Origin of the sequence: Arthrobacter sp. Bz4 (genome assembly GCF_003075455.1) — a bacterium.
GTDB lineage: Bacteria > Actinomycetota > Actinomycetes > Actinomycetales > Micrococcaceae > Arthrobacter_D.
In genome coordinates this window covers 51,407-73,104 of record NZ_QDAE01000008.1, presented here as the reverse complement: position 1 = coordinate 73,104, position 21,698 = coordinate 51,407, and the positions used below count along the sequence as shown (strand labels likewise).

Sequence of the window (21,698 nt, the reverse complement as noted above, 5' to 3'; positions counted from 1 at the left end):
ACGCGCTTCATAACGGAAGAAGGACTCGATGAGTTTCATAGCTGACGGCGCTGATGTGTCCGCCCAGGCCACCCTGGGTGAGGGCACCAAGGTGTGGCACCTGGCGCAGGTACGTGAGGACGCGGTCCTGGGGGAGAACTGCATCGTGGGCCGGGGCGCGTATATCGGAACCGGTGTCCAGGTTGGCGCGAATTCGAAAATCCAGAACTACGCGCTCGTCTACGAGCCGGCGTCGTTGGGTCATGGGGTGTTCATCGGCCCGGCGGTGGTGCTGACCAATGACACATATCCGCGGTCGGTGTCACCGGATGGTGAACTCAAGAGCGCCCACGACTGGACACCGGTCGGCGTCACCATCGGCGACGGCGCGTCGATTGGCGCCCGCGCCGTCTGTGTGGCACCGGTGACGATCGGTGAGTGGGCCACTGTGGCCGCAGGCGCCGTCGTGACCAAGGATGTTCCGGCATATGCCCTGATGGTGGGGGTCCCGGCGAAACGGGTCGGCTGGGTCGGTAAGGCCGGCCACCCGCTGCGCAACGAGGCGGGTACCTGGGTGTGCCCGGCCACCGGAGAAAAGTACGAAGAAACCACAGCAGCAGTGGGTTCAACAGCGAGTTCAATACTGAAACCAGTAGGGGTAGAGGCATGAGTAAAGGGTTCATTCCGGCAGCGAAGCCGATTGTAGGGGACGACGAGCGGGCAGCGGTGGATGCCGTACTGCTTTCAGGGATGCTCGCGCAGGGCGCCGAGGTGGCGTCCTTCGAGACCGAGTTCTCCGACGTCCTGTTAGACGGTCGGGCGGCTGTGGCAGTGAATTCCGGGACGTCCGGGCTGCACCTGGGATTGTTGGCTGCGGGGGTGGGCCCTGGGGATGAGGTGATTGTGCCGTCCTTCACATTCGCCGCGACCGCCAACTCGGTGGCCCTGACCGGTGCGACACCGGTCTTCGCTGATATTGAACTGGATCATTACTGCCTGGACATTGCCCACGTGGAGTCGTTGATCACCGACCGCACCAAGGGCATCATGCCGGTGCACCTGTACGGGCACCCCGCAAATATCGTTCAGTTCCGGGCCCTGGCCGATAAGCATTCAATCGGCTTGTTCGAAGACGCGGCGCAGGCTCATGGTGCCGGCTTGGACGGCCGGAAAGTGGGCACGTTCGGGGACTTCGCGATGTTCTCGCTGTATCCGACGAAAAACATGACCTCGGGTGAGGGTGGCATGGTGTCCACCGGCGACGCGACCATCGAACGGAACCTGAGGTTGCTGCGTAACCAGGGGATGGAACGCCAGTATGAGAACGAGCTGGTGGGCTTCAACGCCCGGATGACCAACCTGCATGCTGCAATCGGGCGGGTCCAGTTGACCAAGGTGATGGGTTGGACGGCTCAGCGCAAAGCTAATGCCGCGTTCCTGGATGCGAATCTCACCGGGGTCGGCACCCCTGCCGTGGCTCCGGGAGCCGAGCACGTCTACCACCAGTACACGGTGCGGGTCGATGGCGGCGCTGCTGCCCGGGACAAGCTCGCCTCCGCGTTGAAGGAGGACTACCAGATCGGTTCGGGAGTGTATTACCCGATCCCGAACCACCGTCTGCCGTCCTTCATGCGTGAAGAGGACCTGCCCAACACGGAGATCGCGGCCCAGGAAGTGCTATCCCTGCCGGTGCACCCGTCGCTGGACCAGGAAGACCTGGAACGCATCGTTGAAGCGGTCAACGCGTTGACCACGGCAGGAGCCTGAGCATGGTTGATCTGAAAGTCGGTTTGATCGGGCTCGGCATGATGGGACGCCATCACGCCCGGGTGATCCGGGAAGTTGAGGGCCTCGAACTCGTCGCTGTCGCTGATGCGTTCGGTGACCCGCACGGTGTCGCCGGGTCCCTGCCGGTCTGCGGTTCGGTCGAAGCGCTCATCAACCAGGGCATCGACATGGCTGTGTGCGCGGTCCCGACTGGTCTCCATGAGGAAGTCGGGTTGGCGTTGGCGGCCGCGGGCATCCACACCATGGTGGAGAAGCCCATCGCGTCGACCATCGACGGCGGGCAACGCCTCGTGGACGCGTTTGAAGAGCGCAATCTGGTCGGAGCGGTCGGCCACATCGAGCGGTTCAACCCTGCATTGCAGTCACTGCGGGCCAGGATTGAGAACGGCGACCTGGGGGAGGTCTACCAGATCGCCACCCGCCGTCAGGGCCCGTTCCCGTCCCGCATCGCCGATGTCGGCGTCGTGAAGGACCTCGGCACCCACGACATTGATCTGACCGCCTGGCTCGCGCAGTCACCCTTCGCATCAGTCTCCGCGCTGACCAGCACCCGATCCGGTCGCCCGCACGAGGACATGGTCACCGCGTCGTGCCAGCTGGAAAACGGCGTGATCACCTCCCACCTGGTGAACTGGCTCTCCCCGATGAAGGAACGCCTCACCGTGGTCACGGGGGAAAAGGGAGCGTTCGTCGCTGATACCCTCACCGCCGACCTGACGTTCTTCGAAAACGGCACCATCAACACCGAATGGGAAGCCGTCTCCAACTTCAGGGGAGTCTCCGAAGGCAACATCACCCGCCTCGCCCTGACCAAACGCGAACCCCTCAGATCCGAACACGAGGCCTTCAGGGACGCCGTGCTGGGCACCTCCAACAACATCGTCACCATGCGCGAAGGACTCAACACCCTCCGTGTAGCAGAGGCCATCATCGAATCGGCCACTAAAATGTCCATGATAAGCCTCACTGCGTGAAGCCGAGGGTTTTGGTAGCCACCCGCCTGTATCCCCCCGAGGTAGGTGCCGCAGCCTTCCGTCTTGAGGCTCTTGTCAGCGGCCTGCGCGAGGCCGGAGCATCAGTCCGCGTGCTGACGACCCAGCCGCCGAAAGAGACACCGGGCACCGCACGGCGCCCCGACGTTTCACGGTGGCCGGTGCTACGCGACGCTGGCGGCAACGTCCGGGGCTATGTGCAGTACATGTCCTTCGACGTTCCTCTGTTCTTTAGGCTCCTGCTGTCGAGGGCCGACGTCGTCGTCTCGGAGCCGCCCCCCACCACAGGTGTGATGGTAGCGCTTAGCTCGGTGCTGCGCCGTCGGCCTTATGTTTACTATGCGGCCGACGTCTGGACGGATGCCCTCGTCGCAATCCAGGCGCCCCGGTGGGTGATTGGTTGTATGCGGTTCCTGGAAGGGCACGCCCTGCGGAAAGCCAGCACCGTGATCGCCATCTCCGACGGGGTAGCCGACCAGATTGCTGCCTTCGAAGTGGATCCGCAGCGTCTGACAGTTGTCAACAACGGGGTAGATACGACAGTATTCACCCGCGACGGTGATTCAGCCCCGGTCGAATACCCATACTTCGTCTACACCGGAACGATGTCGGAATGGCAGGGTGCCGGCATCTTTATCGAAGCGATTGCGCTGGTCGCCAAGGAATTCCCTGCAGTTCAGCTTCACTTCTTTGGTCAAGGATCTGCCGAGACCGAACTACGCCAGCTAGCGGACGACGTCGCGCCCGGCAGGGTTACCTTCGGGGGAGTGGTTCAGCCTGCGGAGGCCGCGCGATGGATCCGCGGTGCGACAGCCGCAGTGGTCAGTATCGTGCCGGACCAAGGATATGACTTCGCCAAACCTACCAAGATCTATGCGGCGGCAGCCTGCGGAACACCCGTGATCTTCGCCGGCGGGGGTGACTGCGCAAGCATGGTAGCCGACAACGGGCTCGGGCTCGCCTCGGATTTTTCTGCTGAAGCAGTCGCCGAGAAGATGATCCGCGTGCTCCGTCAGAGCGATGACGGCAGGGCAGTGCGCTCAGCGTGGGTCGAAGACAATGCCTCGCTGCGCCTCACAGGTCAACGCGCAGCGGCAGTGGTCTTGCGTCAGCTACCTGACCAGTAGGGCGCGCACTACCTCAAGTGCTGCGTCGCCTTCGCCGTAAGGTGCGGCAGAGGTCGGGGACGGCTGAGGGCGCTGTACCGTCTCTGCCAGGACGCTCAGATCGTCGGACACCAGCACGTTCCAGCCGAGCTCGACTGTCTCCACCCACTCAGTCTCTGGACGGATGGTTGTGCACGGCACCCGTAGCAGGAAGGCTTCCTTCTGCAGGCCGCCCGAGTCGGTAATCACGCCAGCACTGTTCATCACCGCATTGATCAGTCCGGGGTAAGCTAGCGGCTGGCCCACCCGGATGGATCCGGTTTCCAGCTCGATGCCATGGCGCGCCGCGAGATCCACCAGGCGTGGGTGAGCCAACAGCAGTACCGGCTTGTCGAGCTGAGACAGGGACGTGACGATCTGCTGGAGTCGGCCAAGATCGTCTGTATTGTCCGGTCGGTGAATGGTGCTCACGTAGTAACCGCCACTGACCATCCCGGTCGGTAGCGGCTCGTTCTGCGACACCAGTGAATCACGGGTCTTGAACAGGACATCAGTCATCACATCGCCAACGAGCACGCTCTTCGACGCCAATCCCTCAGTGGCAAGATGGGCCATAGCTGTTTCGGTGGGTGCCAGCAGGAGGTCGGAGGCGTGGTCAGTCAGCACCCGGTTGTGTTCCTCCGGCATTCGGCGGTTAAACGAGCGGAGACCCGCCTCAAGATGTGCCACCGGAATGTGCAGCTTCACAGCCGCGAGGGCTGCTGCGAGAGTTGAGTTGGTGTCTCCATAGACAAGCACCATGTCAGGGCGTTCCTGCTCGAAAATCTCCTCAAGCCCGGTGAGCATCGCTCCGGTTTGTTTGCCATGCTTGCCCGATCCCACACCCAGGTTGTAGTCGGGTGCGGGAATGGCCAGGTCCTGAAAAAACACATCCGACATCAGGGAGTCGTAGTGCTGGCCAGTATGAACGATGATGTGCTCAACCTGGCCTTTCATTGCTGCGGCAATGGGGGCGAGCTTGACGAACTGTGGGCGTGCGCCAACGACGCTAAGGATACGCATGGGTTCCACTTTAGCCGTTGCCCAGTGGCCCAAATACAAGGCGCAACCTGATTCTCCGGTAATCTTGTGCAGGCAGAGCGCTGAGTAGCCGGCGCTGCCCCCAACAATTCAGGAGTGTTTGTGAACGTTGACCTCGTTGTCGTAGGGTCGGGCTTTTTCGGCCTGACCATTGCTGAACGGGCGGCCACCGAGCTCGGCCTGAAGGTAGCGGTCATTGACCGTCGCCACCATATTGGCGGTAACGCCTACAGCGAGAAGGAAGCGCAAACGGGTATTGAGGTCCACCGTTACGGTGCACACCTTTTTCACACCTCCAATGAGCGGGTCTGGGACTACGTGAGCCGGTTCACCGAGTTCACCAACTATGTCCACAAGGTGTACTCGAGCCATCAGGGCGAGGTCTACCCAATGCCCATTAACCTGGGCACGATCAACCAATTCTTCAGGTCTTCATACGGGCCAGCCGAAGCGAGGGCATTAATTCAGGAGCAGGCTGGGGAACTGGCGGGGACCGACCCGCAGAACCTTAACGACAAGGGCATCCAGCTCATTGGTCGTCCGCTTTACGAGGCGTTCATCAAGCACTACACAGGCAAACAATGGCAGACCGATCCCCGGGACCTGCCCGCCGAGATCATCTCCCGGCTCCCGGTCCGCTACACCTACGACAACCGGTACTTCAACGACAAGTACGAGGGCCTGCCCGTAGACGGGTACACGGCCTGGATCGAACGGATGGCAGACCATCCCAACATTCAAGTGCAGCTCAACACCGACTTCTTCGATGACAATCACGAGTTCTCCCGGGCAGCCACCCTGGGGCAGGTTCCAGTGATCTATACCGGGCCAGTCGACCGCTATTTCGACTACGCCGAAGGCGACCTGTCGTGGCGAACCATCGACTTGGAAGAAGAAGTACTCCCGATCGAAGACTTCCAAGGCTGCTCAGTGATGAACTACCCGGATGAAGACATCGCCTACACCCGGATCCATGAGTTCCGCCATTTCCACCCCGAGCGGGACTACACCAAGGACGCGACTGTCATCATGCGCGAGTTCTCCCGGTTTGCGCAGAAAGACGACGAGCCGTACTACCCAGTGAACACCAGCGATGACCGCGCCAAGCTGAGCGCCTACCGCGACCTCGCCAAGGGTGAGAAATCGGTGCTGTTCGGTGGCCGGCTGGGCACCTACAAGTACCTTGACATGCACATGGCAATCGGATCAGCGCTGTCCATGTACGACAACAAACTCAAGCCGCACTTCACGGGCGGCACCAAGCTCGAAAGCGGAGGGGTAGACGCATGAGCGATGCCGTCATCACAACCACCGACGAAGCCGGGGAACCCCGCTGGCAAACCCTGCAGCGCGTCGTCCTGCCCAACCAGAGTGACCTGGATACCGCTTCGCTCTACATGGATACGGGAAGTGCGCTCAGCGTGCAGCTCAACACCATGGACGGCAGCGTGTCGCCCCAGGGCGGCGGATCGGCGCGCAGCGGCGATGCGAAGGAAATTCACGCCGAGGACTTCAAGTCCCGCCGCTCAACACTGGTGAGGTCCGGGGAGCGGGTCTCTTTCGGCACTTACTTCAACGCCTTCCCCGCCAGCTACTGGCGGCGCTGGACCACAGTCCAGTCGGTACGACTCAGCGTCGCCACTACCGGCGACGGCGGAATCAGCGTCTACAAATCCAACGCGCGTGGTTCCCTCCAGCACGTGGAAACCAAACGGGTCACCGACACGTCAGTGACGACATTCGAGCTGTCCCTTGCCCCCTTCGGAGACGGAGGATGGTACTGGTTTGACCTCGTGGCCGGGTCCGGCAGTTTGGTCCTGGACGAAGCCGAGTGGCAGGCACCGCATTCAGTCGGAACCCAGGGCTCGATCACCCTTGAGATCACCACGCTGAACAAACCTGATTTCTGCCTCAATAACCTTTCGATCCTGGCAGACCACCCCGAGGCGCTAGCACCCCTCAAGGAAATCCTGGTAGTCGACCAGGGGACCCAGAAGGTTGCAGATCAGCCTGGTTTCGCCGAGGTGGAGGCAGCGCTCCGGGGGAAACTGCGGATCATTAACCAGGCCAACCTGGGCGGCTCAGGAGGTTTTGCCCGTGGCATGTACGAGGCGGTGGAGAACGGTAGCGATTACGTCCTGCTGCTTGACGACGACGTTGTCATTGAGCCTGAAAGCATTGCTCGGTTGCTGACGTTTGCCGATCATTGCAAGACCCCGACCATCGTCGGCGGGCACATGTTCGACCTCTACAACCGAACCGTTCTCCACACTTTTGGTGAGACGGTGAACCCGTGGCGGTTCCAGCCGGACCAGCCAGTGGAAGGGCAGGTTCTGGGTCATGACTTTGTTCGCTCCAACCTCCGTCATACGCCCTGGCTCCATCGTCGGGTCGATGTGGACTACAACGGCTGGTGGATGTGCCTGATCCCGACAACAGTCATCCGCGACATTGGTCTCTCGCTGCCAGTGTTCATCAAGTGGGACGACGCCGAGTACGGTCTGCGTGCCAAGGCCGCCGGTTACCCGACGGTGTCCATGCCTGGTTCAGCGGTGTGGCATGTGTCATGGATCGACAAGGATGACCTGGTGGGCTGGCAGGCCTACTTCCACACCCGCAACCGGATGCTCGCCGCGCTAATCCACAGCCCGTACGAGCATGGCGGACGCGTGGTACGCGAATCCGGGTACATGGACATCAAGCACCTGATCTCCATGCAGTACTACACGGCGCGAGGCAGGATCATGGCTCTCCAGGACATCCTGAAGGGACCGGAGCAGCTTCACGAGGTGCTGCCGACGAAGCTCACTGACATCCGGGGGATGTCCAAAGACTTCCCCGATTCCCAGTTCAAAACTGACCCCGATGCCTTCCCGGGCGCGCGGATGGACAAGCCACCGAGGCAGGGACAAGGCTTCCGCGCACCGTCCTACGCCACGCTGGTGCCCTGGGCCGCGAAGACGATCGTCCGCCAACTGAGTAAGCCGGTGCAGGACTCAAGTCGGGAGCGGCCGCAGGCTTTCGTGGCGCACCAGGACAACAAGTGGTGGCGGATGTCGCAGTACGACAGCGCCGTTGTCTCAAACGCCGAAGGCAGTGGAGCGTCCTGGTACCAGAGGGATCCCAAAAAGCTACGGGCCATGCTCACTGAAGCGGGTCGGCTGAACGCGGAGATCCTTCGGAGCTGGCCCCAGTTAAGCGCCAGGTACAAGGCAGCTGCCGAGGAGATCACATCCTTCGAGGCCTGGAAAAAGACCTTCGAAGAAAACTCCGAGAAGAGCGGATAGCGGTTGAGCACCAGCGAACTCACCACGCCCGGTCTGGGTGCTGGTCTCCGCGACGTCCTGCGGTCCCGCTTCCTTCTGAAGCTTCTGGTCGCCAAGGAACTGAAGGTCAGATACCGCGGCTCCGTATTGGGGATCCTCTGGTCGTACGTCAAGCCAGGAGTGCAGTTCCTGGTGTTCTGGTTTGCGCTCGGGGTTTTCCTTGGGATGAACCGCAACACCGAGAATTATGCCATTTACCTGTTTTCGGGCATCGTGCTGATCAACTTCTTCAATGAGGCGCTCGGTAACGCCTCCCGCTCGGTGGTGGGCAACGGCGGATTGATCAAGAAGATCTACCTTCCCCGCGAACTGTTCCCGGTTGCGTCGGTGTGGGTGTCGGCGGTGCATTTCCTTCCGCAACTGCTGGTGCTGCTGGTGGCCTGCCTGTTCGCTGGTTGGACCCCGGGCTTCTTCCAGATTTTTGCCGCGGTGGCAGGGTTCACCATTGTCGCGTTGCTGGCCACGGGTCTGGGGTTATTCTTCGGTGCCGCCAATGTGTACTTCAGGGACAGCGAGAACTTCGTCGATATGCTCCTGATGATCGCCACCTGGGCTTCACCCGTGCTCTACACCTGGACCATGGTCCGGGATGGCCTGGCAACGGCATTCTCGGCAGGAGCAGCGTCGGTGCTGCTGGTGATCTATCAGGCTAATCCGTTGACTATCGCAGTGGAACTGTTTCACTTTGCCTTCTGGCTTCCCACTACATCAGAGATCACCGATCCGTTGATTGCTGCACCGCCGAACCTGCTCGACATGTGGCTCCCGATCGGACTGGGGACTGCCCTTCTGGTGACCATTTTCGGCCAATGGACCTTCCGGCGGCTTGAGGGCCGCTTCGCCCAGGAGTTGTGACAATGACGACTGCAATTGAAGTACGCGGCATTTCCAAACAGTTCGTGTTGCGACATACCCGTTCCATCAAGGAGGCGTTCGTCTGGCTCGTCAAGGGCCGCAAAGGCGACCTGTCGAAGAAGTTTCACGCGCTGGACGATGTATCGCTGGATGTTAGGCAGGGAGAGTCGGTGGCCCTGCTGGGGCTCAATGGCTCGGGGAAGTCGACGCTCCTGAAACACATCTCGGGCGTCATGCTGCCGGACGACGGCACAGTGCGGACCAGGGGAAGAGTCGCCGGGCTGATTGAGGTAGGGGCGGGTTTCCACCCGGACCTGAGCGGTCGGGACAACGTTTATCTGAACGGAGCCATCCTGGGCATGACGGAGCAACAGATCGATGACCTGTTCGAATCCATCGTGGATTTCTCGGAGATCGGTCAGTTCATCGACACGGAGGTGAAGTTTTACTCCTCGGGTATGTACCTTCGCCTGGCCTTTTCCGTCGCAGTGCACACCAATCCGGAAGTCTTCCTTGTCGACGAAATCCTTGCCGTGGGGGATGAACCGTTCCAGCGGAAGTGCATCGCCAAGATCATGGAGTTGGCAGCGGCTGGGAAGACACTTGTGGTTGTCAGCCATGATCTGGACCTCGTTGCTCAGGTCTGCGAACGGGGAGTCATTCTTGCCCACGGCAAGATTATCTTCGACGGGCCAGTTCACGACGCCGTCGCCCATCTCCGCGGCGGCTCGATTTAGCGGCTACCGGGGGAGCCAGTACCTAACAGGCAGTTACTTCGTAGAGGGCGGCATCGCCCTCCGAATCCAGTAGCCGGAAACCAGGTTTGATCGCCAGGTCCTCGACACCGGGGTAGTTATGGTCGCCTAGGTGTAACTCTGTGTCCCCAAAATCGAGCACGTAGTAGCTATTGAGTGTTTCGACTAGCTGACATATGTCAGGGTCGGAGCCAGCTAGGTGAAGACGGTTCAGGATGGTCAGATTCTCGTCGCCTCCGGTCGAGCCAACGTGAGGAGTCAGCGTTGGTATGCCAGCCAGTGCGTACGCGTAGAGGGTGCCTGTCCAGGGATTGCCAGCGATGACCGCGTCGTCGGGCAACTGGCCCGGCAACCGCTCAATGAGTGCCCGTTCATCGATGGACAGGAAATCGGAATCTTCGGTGAGCTCGTAGCTCTCTTGAGCCGTGGTGACTGTTTCCCGCATCTGCTTGCCCTGGGAGCCGACAGTGATGACAGCTATGGCAATCACCAACGCAGCAACCGCTGGCAGTGACGCTCTGTATCCGGATCGATGCGCGCCCGTTGCCGAGGATTGGATCCGAGACACGAAAGTCGTGACGAGCCAGGAACCGCCGATCACAGCAATAACGATGGTGGTCACCGGGAGCAGTGCTGCAAGGCGGAAGCTGTCGTTGTACCAGACACCGGTCAGTAGCGCCCGGTAGTCGTCCTGGGGGAAGGCTGTCGCCACCACAAAGAGGTAGCCGGTCACGACGAATAGGCTCAATCCCCACCAGCCGCCCTTCCGCTGGAGGACATGAAGAATTCCTGCCAGCACGAGGATGGTCAGCATGAGGGCGATGGGTCGACTTTGAGGTGCTGATGTGAGCACCTCGCCGAACGCTTGTGCCGGGGTTTGGAATGGCTTCCAGTCGGAGGCGGCCTCTCCGGGCCGAAGCCGCAGCCACAACAAGTACACAGCCACCGCGTAGACGATCAGCGAGGCAACTGAGGGGAGATATCTCCACGCCTTCGACTGCGTGTGGTGCAGGTGACGCCAATGCCGGACAAGGGCGACGGCGCCCATCGGCAACATGAGGGCGAGAAGAGCCATCAGAGTGCTCGGGTGCGCCAAAGCGAGCCCGGGAAGCGTGCCGAAGAACCCCAGAAGACTCACTGCCCATTTTTCGTGGTTATCGGCGCTCAGGCGCAGGACCATGGCTGCGAGGCCAATCGAGGTTGGGAGCAGCGCTATGGAAAGCAAATTCGGGTAGAGAACGCCAAAATCAAGCATCAGGTAAGGGAAGGCGCCGAACGCTGCAGAGAGTGCACCGGTGACCAGAAGCGGAATGGGACGGTTGCCCGTGATCCGGGTACACAAGAACATGCAGCCAATCGGCCAGACCACTGCCGAAATCACCAGGCTTGAGGCTGTGACAGCCACCGGTATGCTCGCCTGGGTCAGCTGGGTCAGCTGGGTCAGCTGGGTCAGCTGGGTCAGCTGGGTCAGCTGGGTGAGCAGTGAGACGAAACCGTGCCAGGCGGCCGGGTAGAAATAAGGGTCAGCGCCGTTGGTTGTCAGGCCACCCAACGTGAGGGAAGAAGCCGAGCCTGTGTCGCTGATGAACTGCAGCGCGTTGAGGTGGAATCCGGCGTCGTAAGTCTGCGAGACATTGTCCGGGGAGATGATGATTTCGATCAGCCGCCACCCGATCAACACGGCTGCAAGGGCCAATGCCGATCCAAACGCGATCGACCGCTGGACCGAGTGCTGTTGTGCTGCAGGGCGGGCGGAATGAGCAGTGGGATGAGTATGGCGCCACAGGAGGCGGACGGTTAGTCCACCCACGCTGAGGAGGAGGACGGGTACGATCAATACCCAGAGGCTCCACGTTACTCCGACCAGGTCCGCTGCAATTGCTCCCAGCGCGATGACGCTGATGGTGAGTGGGGAGGCCAGCGCCCCTGCGGTGATTCCCCTACTGCCGCAGGAGCGGGCAATGAGGTAGCCGGGGATAAACATCAATGCCAGGGCACTGAGGATTGTGGGAGCAGCTTGCCACCACGTCATCTATTCTCCTGGGTCATCGATTTTGGAACAGTAGCCACCATACTTCAGAAGGCTGAGAGAATCCGAGTCCACCGGCGGATTAGCTACTGGCTCTGAGTAGGCGGTCGATGATGGCTCGGGAAGTTTTTTCGTCTTCGGTGGAGCTGAGCACTGCCGCAGCGGCGTGAGAGTTGTGCTTATATCGCTGCACGTTCTCGGGAGTGAGCTCTCTCAGGGTTTTGACCAGGGACTCGGTATCAAAATCATCAGTCACCCAACCAAGGTCGTGCTGCCGGACCAGCTGCGAGATCTCGATGGAGGGACCAAAAACCAATGCCAGGCGTGCCTGGACAAAATCGAAGAACTTGTTCGGCAAGGCGAGACGCTGGTTGGTGGTGGCTGGGGGCAGCTGGTAGACGCCGACGTCGTAGGCGTTGAGGGTGCGGGCCAGCTCTTCGGGCTTCACCGGGGGATGGAATCGGATCCTGCTGTCATCGTCAGCCAGGCCCTTCAGTGCGCGGAGGTACTTGCCGCCGTCGCGCGCTTCCACGAGGTAAAAGTCGAGGGTGAACCGGTCATCGAGCTGAGCGACGGCGCTAATGAGGCTCTCCAGGTTGCGTCCGGGCACGGCGCCCCCGCTGTGTACCAAACGGATGGTGCCGGGCTCCATGGGCGACGGCTCCAGCTGGGTGAAAGGCAGGGAGTTACGGACAACTTCTACCGGTACTCCGAACCGATTCCTATAGAGATCGGCGATCGAGTGATTGACAGTAGTCACTGCACTGACAGTTGGAAGATACTGGCGGCAGACGTGCGTCATATAGGGAGCGACGAGCAGCCGCCAGGAGAGCACCTGGGTGCGTTCCTCGGGCGCCCACTCATGCATGTCGCCCCACACGGGTGCTCCAGCGGCGACTGCATGAGCTAGGGGGAGCGCGCGCGCCTCGTTGGCAACTACCAGATCGAACTTCCGCCCGGACAACAGCTTCAGGGCATCCTGTTCGGCCGGTGAACGCAGCTCGACCGCTTTGTGCAGACGGAGCGCGAGTTTGGCTACCCCCGGCACGGTCTGTGGGAGCGAGGGGCGGGCGGAATCGATGTTGAGGTGTTCCCTGACTCCGGCTGGGGCAGAGCCATAACCGACTGTTGTTACGTCGCCTGCCTCGCGTAGCAGCCTTAACTGCCGCAGCACCCGCGAATCCGAATCAATGTCGGAGAAGGAAATGCAGAGTATCTGTGGCCTCATTATTGGCCGCCGTCGTCTTCAGGTGGAAAGCTCATTGGTTCAGCTTAGACGCGACCCGTCCACGGCAGGTCCTCGACAGTAGCTATGCGATACTGAATTGATGAGCCGTTCCTGGGTTGTAGTGCCAATGTATAACGAAGCCACTGTCGTCGGCGACGTTATTAAGGGGCTCCTTCCCCACTTTCCTCATATCGTCTGCATCGACGACGGAAGCACCGACGGCTCGCCACAAGTGGCCATCGAAGCGGGTGCAGTAGTCGTGCGGCACCCGGTGAATCTGGGCCAAGGCGCCGCACTACAGACCGGCTTTGAATACGCATTGCAGGACCCGGAGCTGCATGCGGTTATTACTTTCGATGCTGATAGTCAGCACCGAGTGCAGGATGCTACAGATATGTTGGCTCGACTCACCGCTGGTGAAGCCGATGTGGTGCTAGGGTCGCGCTTCCTCGACGACAGAACCAAGATTTCACCACTCAAACGTGTAGTCCTGCGGCTGGTTGCCTGGCAATCGAGTGCCTCGACGGGTATCGAACTAACTGACGCGCACAATGGTCTTCGCGTCATCAATGCCGCCACCCTCCGTCGGATCCATCTGAGACAAAATAGAATGGCTCACGCGTCGGAGTTGATCCATCAGCTCGCCGAGCTGAAGCCCACGATCGTGGAACACCCGGTGGAGATCGTGTATACAGAATATTCGAAGTCCAAAGGCCAATCACTCCTGAACGGCGTGAATATTTTGGCCGACCTCTTCCTTAGGTAACCTTCATGCTGTTCATCGTTCAGATCGTCCTCGTGCTTGCCGTGATTCTAGGCTCTCTCGTTTTGATGCGTGGGGGAGCTAATGCCCATCACCTGGCGATCCGCCGTATTCTGCTGCTCGGATTTGCCCTTGTCGCAGCGTTGTCGATCTTCTTTCCCGTCGTATTGACCCGCGTGGCGCAAGCGTTTGGAATTGGTCGGGGCACAGACCTTGTTCTGTACGCCCTCATCGTGTGCTTCCTGGTATTCATGGCATCGACAGCACAGCGTTACCGCAGGATGGAAGAGTCCATGACCAAGCTAGCCCGTCGGATCGCTCTAGACGAGACCCCGAGGATCTGGGAGACCGGGACTCAGCCACCCGAGGCGCAGGGAACCCGTTCCGGGAATCCTCACGACGGCAACTAGGCTAAGGTTCCAAAAGATATGAAATCACTGATACAGATTAACAAGCAGCTTTTGGCTGTACTCCCGGATTCTGCCAGGCAATTCCTCATCCGGTTCGCTATCCTCTCCTCTTTGCTGTCGCTCATAGACGTCGTCGCGCTCGGGTTGATTGCCATCGTCATGTCGAGCATCATCACCGGTAATTCGGTCCAGCTGGGCCCCTTCGGCACCATCGATTCCGTGCCCGACTACATCACGGTTCTGGCGATCTTCTGCACGCTGGTCATCATTAAGAGTGCATTGAACGTCCTACTCCTTCGGTTCGCCACCTCCCGTTTTGCCTCCCATGAGGTGGCGATAGGCGACCGGCTGCTCGCCGCTTACATGAGAGCTCCATGGGTTGACCGTTTGAAGCGCAACTCGGCCGAGTTGGTGCGTTCAGTCGACTCCGGAGTGTCAATCACGGTATCTGGTGTCCTGATGCCCTCTATGACCCTGGCTGGAGAAATCGTCTCGGTGCTTGCCGTGCTTGTGGTGCTCTTCGTAAGCAATTGGATCACGGCCACCACTGCAGTCATTTACCTGGGGCTGGTAGCGGTCCTGCTGTCCCGCGTTATTTCCCGCAGGGCAGTAGCCAATGGCCGCCGCAACCGGCAGTTCTCCTTCAAGACTGTCAGACTGCTGACTGAGGCAGTTGGCGCGCTTAAGGAAGTCACCCTCAAAGGCGCCACTGACGACGTCGAACGCGCTGTTCACAGCAACCGGATTCACTCCTCCAAGGCGAGGGCCATGGCATCCTTTCTGAGCCAGGTGCCACGGTTTGTCCTCGAATCAGCACTGATCGGCGGGTTCATGCTGGTAGGCGCAATCGGTATGCTCACCAGCCCAGCAGGGATAGACCCGGTGACCAACGCATTGGCTGCGGTTGCGCTATTTGGTGTGGCAGGTTTTCGGATTATTCCGTCACTGACACGGTTTCAAGCGATCCTGTCGATGGTTCACTCAAGTACACCCTTCGCCGAGCAGGTGCTCACCGACATCCGGGAGTCGGAAGCCCGTGCGAAAGAGCAGGACGAACCCGATCAGGCTGAACTTCCAGTAGGCGTGCCGGACATTGTCCTCAAGAACGTCAACTTCAGCTATCCCAATACTGAAGCTCCGGCACTCTCCGAGCTCAGCCTGACCATCCCCGCCGGCTCGCGCGTCGCTGTCGTCGGTGCATCGGGTGCAGGAAAGTCCACTCTGATCGACCTGCTACTTGGCCTGCTGCTACCGAGCTCCGGCGAGGTATTGATCGGCGGCATTCCAATGCGTAAGGTCCTTCACTCCTGGAGGTCTCGGGTTGGCTACGTACCGCAGGAAGTATCCCTGTTCGACGCATCGATCGCCCAAAACGTGGCCCTCACTTGGGATCCGGACCAGGTCGATCCGGACCGCGTTCGACGGGCACTGAAGCGCGCACAGATGCTCGACGCTGTTGAGGCTCGGCCCGACGGCATCCTCGGTGCCGCCGGCGAGCGGGGAATGGCACTGTCCGGTGGACAGCGGCAGCGCCTCGGTATTGCCCGTGGCCTTTACGCCGACCCGGCAATCCTCGTGCTGGATGAAGCGACAAGCGCCCTCGACACAACCACTGAGGCTGCCGTAACCAAGGCCATCAGGAACCTGGCCGGGAGCGTCACAACGATCACCGTCGCACACCGGCTCTCAACGATCCGGGACAGCGACATTGTCTTCTTCTTCGCCGATGGTCGTCTCGCAGCCCAGGGAACCTTCTCCGAGGTGGTCGCGCAAATGCCCGACTTTGCCGAGCAAGCGGCTCTTGCAGGTCTGGCTTGATCCGAAGCACCTTAAACCTGCGATCCGCGATCCTGATGGGGCGCTGAAAGTGAATTGATATGACCGATACCCGCGAACCTACCGTGCGTCCGCGCATCCTCGTCTTATCTTTTTCCAAGATCGAACGCGACCCCCGGGTTCTTCGGCAGATCAGCCTGTTCCGCGGTTCCGCCGATGTCGTTTCGTGTGGATATGGGGGTGCTCCATCGGGTGTAACTGATCATATTGAAATACCGCAGAGCCTCGAGCCCTGGCGCCTGAACTACAAGTTGGTGGTCTCGCTCAGCATCCTGAGAATGTATCGGCGTTTGTACTTTGGGTCGGGAAAAGTGCGTTACGTCAGGCAGAGGGTTCCTGAAGGCAGTTTTGACGTGATCATCGCCAACGATGCGATAGCGGCGCCTCTGGCGTTCGCCTTACGGCCGGTCAAGGGCGTGCATGTGGATCTTCACGAGTACGCACCCCGCCAGGGTGAGGACCGACGTCGGTGGCGACTCCTCGTGGGACCCTTCATGGATTGGGCGTGCCGGCGGTACGTGAGCAAAGCATCGTCCACGTCGACTGTCGCGAAGGGGATTGCACGGGAATACAACAAGGTCTACGGTTTTCCGGAACCATCGTTTGTTCCCAACGCCGCACCCTATGAGAGCCAGCTCAGCCCGACCCCGGTGGAAAGCCCGCTCCGTATCGTTCATACCGGCGCGGCCGGACGAAGCAGGCGGGTAGAAGTGATGATCGACGCGGTGGCGGAGGCAAACCGCCAAGTGCCTGGGACAGCTACGTTGGACCTGGTATTGGTCCCCGGGGAGAAGCTTTACATAGCTGAGCTCATTGAACGGGCGAAGGCTGTCCCGGGTGAGGCCATCCGGGTAATACCACCCGTCAGATTCGACCAAATAGTCACGCTGCTGCATCGCTACGACGTGGGGCTGTTTATCTGTCCGCCGACCACGTTCAATCTGAAATACGCACTCCCAAACAAGCTGTTTGAATACATTCAGGCTCGACTCGCCGTGGTCATCGGGCCGTCGCCCGAAATGGAGCAGGTGGTGATCAGGCACGGTGTCGGGTGGGTGGCCGAGGGGTTCGACGCTGAGTCGACAGCCAACTTGTTGCTTCGACTGACGGCCGACGAGGTATCGGAGAAGAAGCGAGCATCGCACGGCGCATCGAAGGAATTGGGCGCAGAAACCCTGTCGGCACCCTGGACTGATGCGGTCAAGGCGCTCCTGGACCGAGGACAATAGCTAGAACGGTACACCGACCCACGCACCGACAATGAAAGTGAAGAAATGACCGAAGCAGTTGCCCCGGCGGTTCGACCGCGAATTCTTGTTCTATCGTTTTCCGAGATCCAAAGGGATCCGCGTGTTCTACGCCAGATTCGGTTGTTCAGTGAGTTCGCAGACGTCGTGACTTGCGGTTATGGGAAAGCGGTGGAAGGGGCCGTGGAGCATTTTGAGGTACCGAGGAACCTTGAGCGGCTGAGGACTGGGTCGGTCAGCCTCGGTCTATTGTTGGGCGCCCGCTTCCATGAACGGCTGTATTTCGATTCGGAACGTGTGAAATTGGTTCGTCGGCTTGTGCCCGCAGGCAGCGTTGACGTCGTCGTGGCTAACGACGCACTGGCCGTGCCCTTGGCGGTCGCTCTGCGCCCCCGCCTGGGTGTTCATGCCGATCTGCATGAGTACGCACCCCGGCAGGGAGAGGACAAGATCGTCTGGCGCCTGCTTATCGGCCCCATGATGAAGTGGGCCTGCCGCAAGTATGTGACGAAAGCCGATTCCGTGACAACTGTCGCTAAAGGCATCGCTGAGGAGTACGCAAAGGTATACGGAATTCCAGAGCCGGGAGTTGTCAAGAATGCCTCTCCATATGATCCGCGGTTCTCCCCGACGCCAGTGAAGCTGCCGTTACGCCTGGTCCACGCTGGGGCTGCTGGGCGAAGCCGCAGAATCGAAGTAATGATGGAAGCCGTCAAGCGGGCGAACGAGATCAAACCTGGAACTGCCACCTTCGACGTGGTGCTCGTTCCCGGGGAGCAGAAGTATATTGACGAGCTCACAGCATTGGCAGATTCCATACCCAACAACGCAGTCCGGGTACTGCCCCCAGTGAGTTTCGATCAGATTGTGCCTTTCCTGCACGGTTACGACGTAGGTTTCTACCTGTGCCCGCCACTAAACTTCAACATGCGGCACGCTTTGCCGAATAAGCTCTTCGAATTCGTCCAGGCCCGTCTTGCTCTCCTCATCGGCCCATCGACAGAGATGGCTGGGATAGTGAACCAATACGGAATCGGCATTGTTGCGGAGGATTTTGACGCCGAGACGTCAGCGAAACTGCTCGTGGCTGCCACAGCCGAGGAAATTGCGGCCATGAAACAGGCTTCCCACGAGAACGCCGAGATCCTTGGTGCGGCGAATGAATCGATCATCTGGGCCAAGGCAGTCAAGAAGCTGAGCGGTATCGCATAGTGTGCGGATACCCGAATCACATACGAGCCCTCCACGTTCATGATGCGGCAATGGTGGGCCGGAACCTGGTGGATATGGCCAACGAAATGGGCCAACCCTGGAGGATGACCGGCATTCCCTGGTATTACAGGCGCAAGTGGTCGGGCCCGCTGGGACACATCGTGAAACGAACGCGTCCGGTTGCCTGGGATGCGACGTTAGCGTTGGAAAGTGCGCGTTCGGACGTCGTTCATATTCACACTGGCGGACTGGCTCCCCACGCGCGCTGGCTGCGGTCACCATGGGTCCTTCACCTTCACGGTACTGACGTGCGGACCCGCCAGTACGAAGAGGACTGGACTCCGAAGCTGCGTTATGGCACTGAACACGCCGATCGGGTTCTCTACTCGACCCCTGATCTGAGGGAACACGTCGAGAATCTCACAGACCGGGCGGTGTACCTTCCCGTGACGGTGCGATTGGACCGAGCCCCGCTGTGGCGACCAGTGACGGGCCGCGTGATCTTCGCCTCCCGCTGGGATCCGGTGAAGGGTGCTGAAGCCCAGATTGAGGTAGCCGCACGCCTGAAGCGGGAACGACCGGACCTTGAACTGTTAGGACTGGACTGGGGGTCCGAGACGGAAGAAGCCCGGAACGTGGGCGTCACCCTCGTCCCGAAAATGCCACACGATGACTACCGTGAGTGGCTGGCGACGGCGTCGGTGGTCATTGGGCAAATGACTGACGTCCTCAGCGTCAGCGAACTTGAGGCGTTAGCCACCGGCGTACCAGTCGTGAGCAGCGCCAATCCTGAGTATTATCCGCTGCTCCAGTTGTTGGGCGCCGCCGGGCCAGCAGCAGTCGCCGCCAGCGTCTTCTCAGTTATTGACGACGTTCGGGGAGCTGCTTCCGTCCAGGACGGGCCGGGGTTTATCGGGCGGGTACATGACGCAAAGGTCGGTGTGGCGACCCTCCTTGACCTGTACTCGGCCGTGATCGAACAACGCGGCTCCCGCAGGTAAGCACCCGAACGCGGCGCCGGCCGGGCGCACGGTCGGGTGCTGGTTACCGCTTAGTTGATTTGAGCGCCAGTGATCCTCATGGACGACCAGCCGTGGCCGATCTGCCCTGAGGTACCCCACCGGGCCCCGTCCACGATCGAATAGTAATACAGATTGCCGTCGTTGCGTTTGGCAATAATGCCCTGGGTGCCGCTGCCCTTGAAGCCCGACACCGCGTTGAGAGTCACCATCTTTCCCCACCCTGAGCCAACTACCGGCCTCGACGCAGGAGCGAAGCGACCGTCGCCGTTGCCTTTGTACAACACCAGCTGTGACTGGCCGTTGCGAGCGAGCAGATCCTGGGTGCCGTTCGTGTCGTAATCGGTCATCACTATCTGCATTCCATTAAACCCGTGGCCGACCTGGCGGGGAGCAGCCAAGGATCCGCTGCGGGTCTGTGCCCAGTAATGGAGTGATCCGTCTGTGCGGACGCCTGTGATGGATGGGCGGGCGCCACTAATCCAATCGCCAACGGAGAGCTGCATGCCGCCCCATCCTGACGCTGCCAGAATTATGGCCGACTGGAATCCTCCTGCTGGCTGCCCGTAGTAGACGCTCAGCCGGCCGTTATTCCACTGGGCAAGGATGTCGAGGACTCCGTCGTCGTTCCAATCCACCTGGTGAATTGATTTGGCGGATCCCCAACCAGACCCGATCTGTGCCCTGGTCCCGAGTGAGCCGCGCCCGGTGCTCGGATAGTTGAAGAGCTTGCCAAAGCTGTCGATTGCTATCACGTCGGCTGTTGAACGGATTGAGGGCCGCTGAGGTGCCGGAGCTGGCGCTGCCTCGTTCCGGACGAAGCGTTGAAGGGCGGCGGACGTGCCGTTCCAGACGTTCCAGTCGCCGACCACTGGACCTTCGCTGGTGTACTGCCAGAGGCTGTACTTGTTCCAGCCGGAGGGGAGGGTGCCCGCGCCCACATTGTTGTAGGAGGCGATGTGCAGCGGGTGGTTGGCGAAGGCTGTCGAGTTTCCCGTGCACCTGTTCCACCAGTCGGTGGTGGTGTAGATCATGGGTACGCGACCGGTGCGGTCCAGCATGGTGTTCGAGAAGTCCCGGATCCAGTTCACCATCTGCGAGGGACTCATGTTGTAGCAGGAGTTGCCGAGCGAGGAATAGGGGTTGTACTCGACGTCGAGCAGCGGGGGAAGGGTCTTACCGTCGGCCGACCAACCGCCACCGTTGTTAATGAAGTAGTTGGCCTGCGCGGCTCCCGAGGAGATGCTTGGAATGGCGAAGTGGTAGGCGCCGCGGACCATGCCAGCGCTTGCCGAACCCGTGTACTGCTGGCTGTAGTAGGGGTTCTTGTAACTCGTCGCCTCGGTTGCCTTGGTGTAGGCGAACCTGGAACCCTGATTCCACGCCGCCGACCAGTTGACGTTGCCTGGTAGCTGCTGACGTCAACGCCCAATGTGCCTTGGGGGCGCCACAGGTTCACCGCCGCAGGATCGGTAGCTGCTGCAGGCGCGTCGCTCAAAGTTGACTGGTTCTGAAGTTCCCGGGCGGTTGGGATCTGCGGATCACCGGACTCGGCGATCCGCTCGGCGCCTTGCCCCAGGCTCGCACCATGGGGACCGATCAGTTTCGCAAGTGCTTCAGGATCCGCGGCTAATTCGGCAGCGGTAAGTTCTTCCGGTGCAACCTCGGCGGGCGCCACCTCAGCGGGCACCGGAGTCTCAGCCGCCGGATCAACGATCTCAGGGTCGACGGTCGCCACCTCGGCAGGAGCCGGCGTCGTGGGGCCATCGGGAGGACCAGCAGGTGTCAATTCGGGTGGCGTTGCGTCAGCCGGCGCCGAAATGGTCGGTTCTGGTGGGACGGGTTGCGGGGTGGCGATGGCTGGCACGGACCCCGCAGCTAGCGCTGCGGTAAGGAATGCGGCGGCAAGGACAGTAGAGGCGCGAGAGTGGTTCACAGAAAAGTCTCCGAGTAATGCGAGCCCGAGGCGAGAGAGGGCGTCGTCCCCTCGAGGATAGCCCACTGTGACTGATGTGACTACAGATGCAGCTGTTTCGGCAAGGGTGATCGTTATCCACAGCGCCTGACCAGGGG

At 60.5% G+C, this 21,698-nt stretch carries 17 protein-coding genes and 1 pseudogene; 14 read left to right on the top strand and 4 right to left on the bottom strand.

Annotation, left to right across the window (positions count from 1 at the left end; all coding sequences use genetic code 11):
* Positions 1–28 precede the first annotated feature (28 nt).
* From DDA93_RS08545 to DDA93_RS08530, 4 genes are read left to right on the top strand one after another with little or no spacing between them, the layout of a single operon-like run.
* Positions 29–649, top strand: a complete 621-nt coding sequence (locus tag DDA93_RS08545) for an acyltransferase (RefSeq protein ID WP_116778503.1) — start codon at positions 29–31, stop codon at positions 647–649.
* Complete coding sequence (locus tag DDA93_RS08540; protein ID WP_024475677.1) at positions 646–1,746, top strand: DegT/DnrJ/EryC1/StrS family aminotransferase; 1,101 nt, start codon at positions 646–648, stop codon at positions 1,744–1,746. The genes DDA93_RS08545 and DDA93_RS08540 overlap by 4 nt, the downstream gene beginning before the upstream one ends.
* Positions 1,747–1,748: 2 nt before the next feature.
* On the top strand, positions 1,749–2,741 hold the full coding sequence (locus DDA93_RS08535; RefSeq protein WP_024475676.1) for a Gfo/Idh/MocA family oxidoreductase: 993 nt from the start codon (positions 1,749–1,751) through the stop codon (positions 2,739–2,741).
* Complete coding sequence (locus DDA93_RS08530) at positions 2,738–3,886, top strand: glycosyltransferase family 4 protein (protein WP_024475675.1); 1,149 nt, start codon at positions 2,738–2,740, stop codon at positions 3,884–3,886. The genes DDA93_RS08535 and DDA93_RS08530 overlap by 4 nt, the downstream gene beginning before the upstream one ends.
* Here the strand turns inward: DDA93_RS08530 and wecB are convergent.
* The gene (wecB, locus tag DDA93_RS08525; RefSeq protein ID WP_024475674.1) at positions 3,872–4,927 is read right to left on the bottom strand and encodes a UDP-N-acetylglucosamine 2-epimerase (non-hydrolyzing); all 1,056 of its coding nucleotides are present in this window, start codon (positions 4,925–4,927) and stop codon (positions 3,872–3,874) included. The two genes, DDA93_RS08530 and wecB, sit on opposite strands and share 15 nt — an antisense overlap.
* A 120-nt stretch (positions 4,928–5,047) precedes the next feature.
* Here wecB and glf point away from each other — a divergent pair, with 120 nt between their 5' ends.
* The 4 genes from glf to DDA93_RS08505 are packed head-to-tail and all read left to right on the top strand — an operon-like array spanning position 5,048 to position 9,863.
* Positions 5,048–6,235: a UDP-galactopyranose mutase gene (gene glf / locus DDA93_RS08520; RefSeq protein WP_019483060.1), complete on the top strand. Its 1,188-nt coding sequence runs from the start codon at positions 5,048–5,050 to the stop codon at positions 6,233–6,235.
* On the top strand, positions 6,232–8,232 hold the full coding sequence (locus DDA93_RS08515; RefSeq protein WP_024475673.1) for a glycosyltransferase: 2,001 nt from the start codon (positions 6,232–6,234) through the stop codon (positions 8,230–8,232). The genes glf and DDA93_RS08515 overlap by 4 nt, the downstream gene beginning before the upstream one ends.
* 3 nt (positions 8,233–8,235) lie before the next feature.
* Positions 8,236–9,126 (top strand): ABC transporter permease, encoded by an 891-nt coding sequence (locus DDA93_RS08510; RefSeq protein ID WP_024475672.1) that lies wholly within the window; start codon positions 8,236–8,238, stop codon positions 9,124–9,126.
* Positions 9,127–9,128: 2 nt separating this feature from the next.
* Entirely contained in the window at positions 9,129–9,863 is a 735-nt protein-coding gene (locus tag DDA93_RS08505; RefSeq protein ID WP_024475671.1) for an ABC transporter ATP-binding protein, read from the top strand.
* A gap of 22 nt (positions 9,864–9,885) precedes the next feature.
* On the opposite strand, the gene DDA93_RS08500 is transcribed toward DDA93_RS08505, so the two are convergent.
* Together DDA93_RS08500 and DDA93_RS08495 are read right to left on the bottom strand one after the other, a co-directional pair.
* The gene (locus DDA93_RS08500; protein WP_116778502.1) at positions 9,886–11,913 is read right to left on the bottom strand and encodes a DUF6541 family protein; all 2,028 of its coding nucleotides are present in this window, start codon (positions 11,911–11,913) and stop codon (positions 9,886–9,888) included.
* Positions 11,914–11,992: 79 nt separating this feature from the next.
* Positions 11,993–13,138, bottom strand: coding sequence for a glycosyltransferase (locus tag DDA93_RS08495; protein WP_116778501.1), 1,146 nt, complete (start codon positions 13,136–13,138; stop codon positions 11,993–11,995).
* A 100-nt stretch (positions 13,139–13,238) separates the two neighbouring features.
* Between DDA93_RS08495 and DDA93_RS08490 the strand changes: the two genes are divergently transcribed.
* The 6 genes from DDA93_RS08490 to DDA93_RS08465 all read left to right on the top strand — a co-directional run bounded on the left by DDA93_RS08490 (position 13,239) and on the right by DDA93_RS08465 (position 19,607).
* Positions 13,239–13,904: a glycosyltransferase family 2 protein gene (locus DDA93_RS08490; RefSeq protein ID WP_193353911.1), complete on the top strand. Its 666-nt coding sequence runs from the start codon at positions 13,239–13,241 to the stop codon at positions 13,902–13,904.
* 5 nt (positions 13,905–13,909) lie between these two features.
* On the top strand, positions 13,910–14,311 hold the full coding sequence (locus DDA93_RS08485) for a DUF2304 domain-containing protein (RefSeq protein WP_116778500.1): 402 nt from the start codon (positions 13,910–13,912) through the stop codon (positions 14,309–14,311).
* Between the two features lie 18 nt (positions 14,312–14,329).
* Positions 14,330–16,129: an ABC transporter ATP-binding protein/permease gene (locus DDA93_RS08480; protein ID WP_165802601.1), complete on the top strand. Its 1,800-nt coding sequence runs from the start codon at positions 14,330–14,332 to the stop codon at positions 16,127–16,129.
* Between the two features lie 371 nt (positions 16,130–16,500).
* Positions 16,501–17,376, top strand: coding sequence for a glycosyltransferase (locus tag DDA93_RS08475; RefSeq protein ID WP_165802600.1), 876 nt, complete (start codon positions 16,501–16,503; stop codon positions 17,374–17,376).
* A gap of 201 nt (positions 17,377–17,577) precedes the next feature.
* Positions 17,578–18,606 (top strand): glycosyltransferase family 1 protein, encoded by a 1,029-nt coding sequence (locus tag DDA93_RS08470; protein ID WP_133185470.1) that lies wholly within the window; start codon positions 17,578–17,580, stop codon positions 18,604–18,606.
* Between the two features lie 50 nt (positions 18,607–18,656).
* A complete protein-coding gene (locus DDA93_RS08465; RefSeq protein ID WP_116778497.1) occupies positions 18,657–19,607 on the top strand; it encodes a glycosyltransferase family 4 protein in 951 nt (316 codons plus the stop codon).
* 50 nt (positions 19,608–19,657) lie between these two features.
* Here DDA93_RS08465 and DDA93_RS08460 read toward each other — a convergent pair.
* Positions 19,658–20,971: pseudogene (locus tag DDA93_RS08460) on the bottom strand (GH25 family lysozyme); the annotation flags it as partial.
* Positions 20,972–21,698: the final 727 nt, after the last annotated feature.

What these genes read in the sequence shown, in the direction of transcription:
- DDA93_RS08505 (WP_024475671.1), top strand. Translation starts at nt 9,129, where the DNA reads ATGACGACTGCAATTGAAGTACGCGGCATTTCCAAACAGTTCGTGTTG.
- wecB (WP_024475674.1), bottom strand. Translation starts at nt 4,927, where the DNA reads ATGCGTATCCTTAGCGTCGTTGGCGCACGCCCACAGTTCGTCAAGCTC.
- DDA93_RS08495 (WP_116778501.1), bottom strand. Translation starts at nt 13,138, where the DNA reads ATGAGGCCACAGATACTCTGCATTTCCTTCTCCGACATTGATTCGGAT.
- DDA93_RS08540 (WP_024475677.1), top strand. Translation starts at nt 646, where the DNA reads ATGAGTAAAGGGTTCATTCCGGCAGCGAAGCCGATTGTAGGGGACGAC.
- DDA93_RS08545 (WP_116778503.1), top strand. Translation starts at nt 29, where the DNA reads ATGAGTTTCATAGCTGACGGCGCTGATGTGTCCGCCCAGGCCACCCTG.
- DDA93_RS08515 (WP_024475673.1), top strand. Translation starts at nt 6,232, where the DNA reads ATGAGCGATGCCGTCATCACAACCACCGACGAAGCCGGGGAACCCCGC.
- DDA93_RS08465 (WP_116778497.1), top strand. Translation starts at nt 18,657, where the DNA reads ATGGTGGGCCGGAACCTGGTGGATATGGCCAACGAAATGGGCCAACCC.
- DDA93_RS08490 (WP_193353911.1), top strand. Translation starts at nt 13,239, where the DNA reads ATGAGCCGTTCCTGGGTTGTAGTGCCAATGTATAACGAAGCCACTGTC.
- DDA93_RS08500 (WP_116778502.1), bottom strand. Translation starts at nt 11,913, where the DNA reads ATGACGTGGTGGCAAGCTGCTCCCACAATCCTCAGTGCCCTGGCATTG.
- DDA93_RS08485 (WP_116778500.1), top strand. Translation starts at nt 13,910, where the DNA reads ATGCTGTTCATCGTTCAGATCGTCCTCGTGCTTGCCGTGATTCTAGGC.
- DDA93_RS08535 (WP_024475676.1), top strand. Translation starts at nt 1,749, where the DNA reads ATGGTTGATCTGAAAGTCGGTTTGATCGGGCTCGGCATGATGGGACGC.
- DDA93_RS08480 (WP_165802601.1), top strand. Translation starts at nt 14,330, where the DNA reads ATGAAATCACTGATACAGATTAACAAGCAGCTTTTGGCTGTACTCCCG.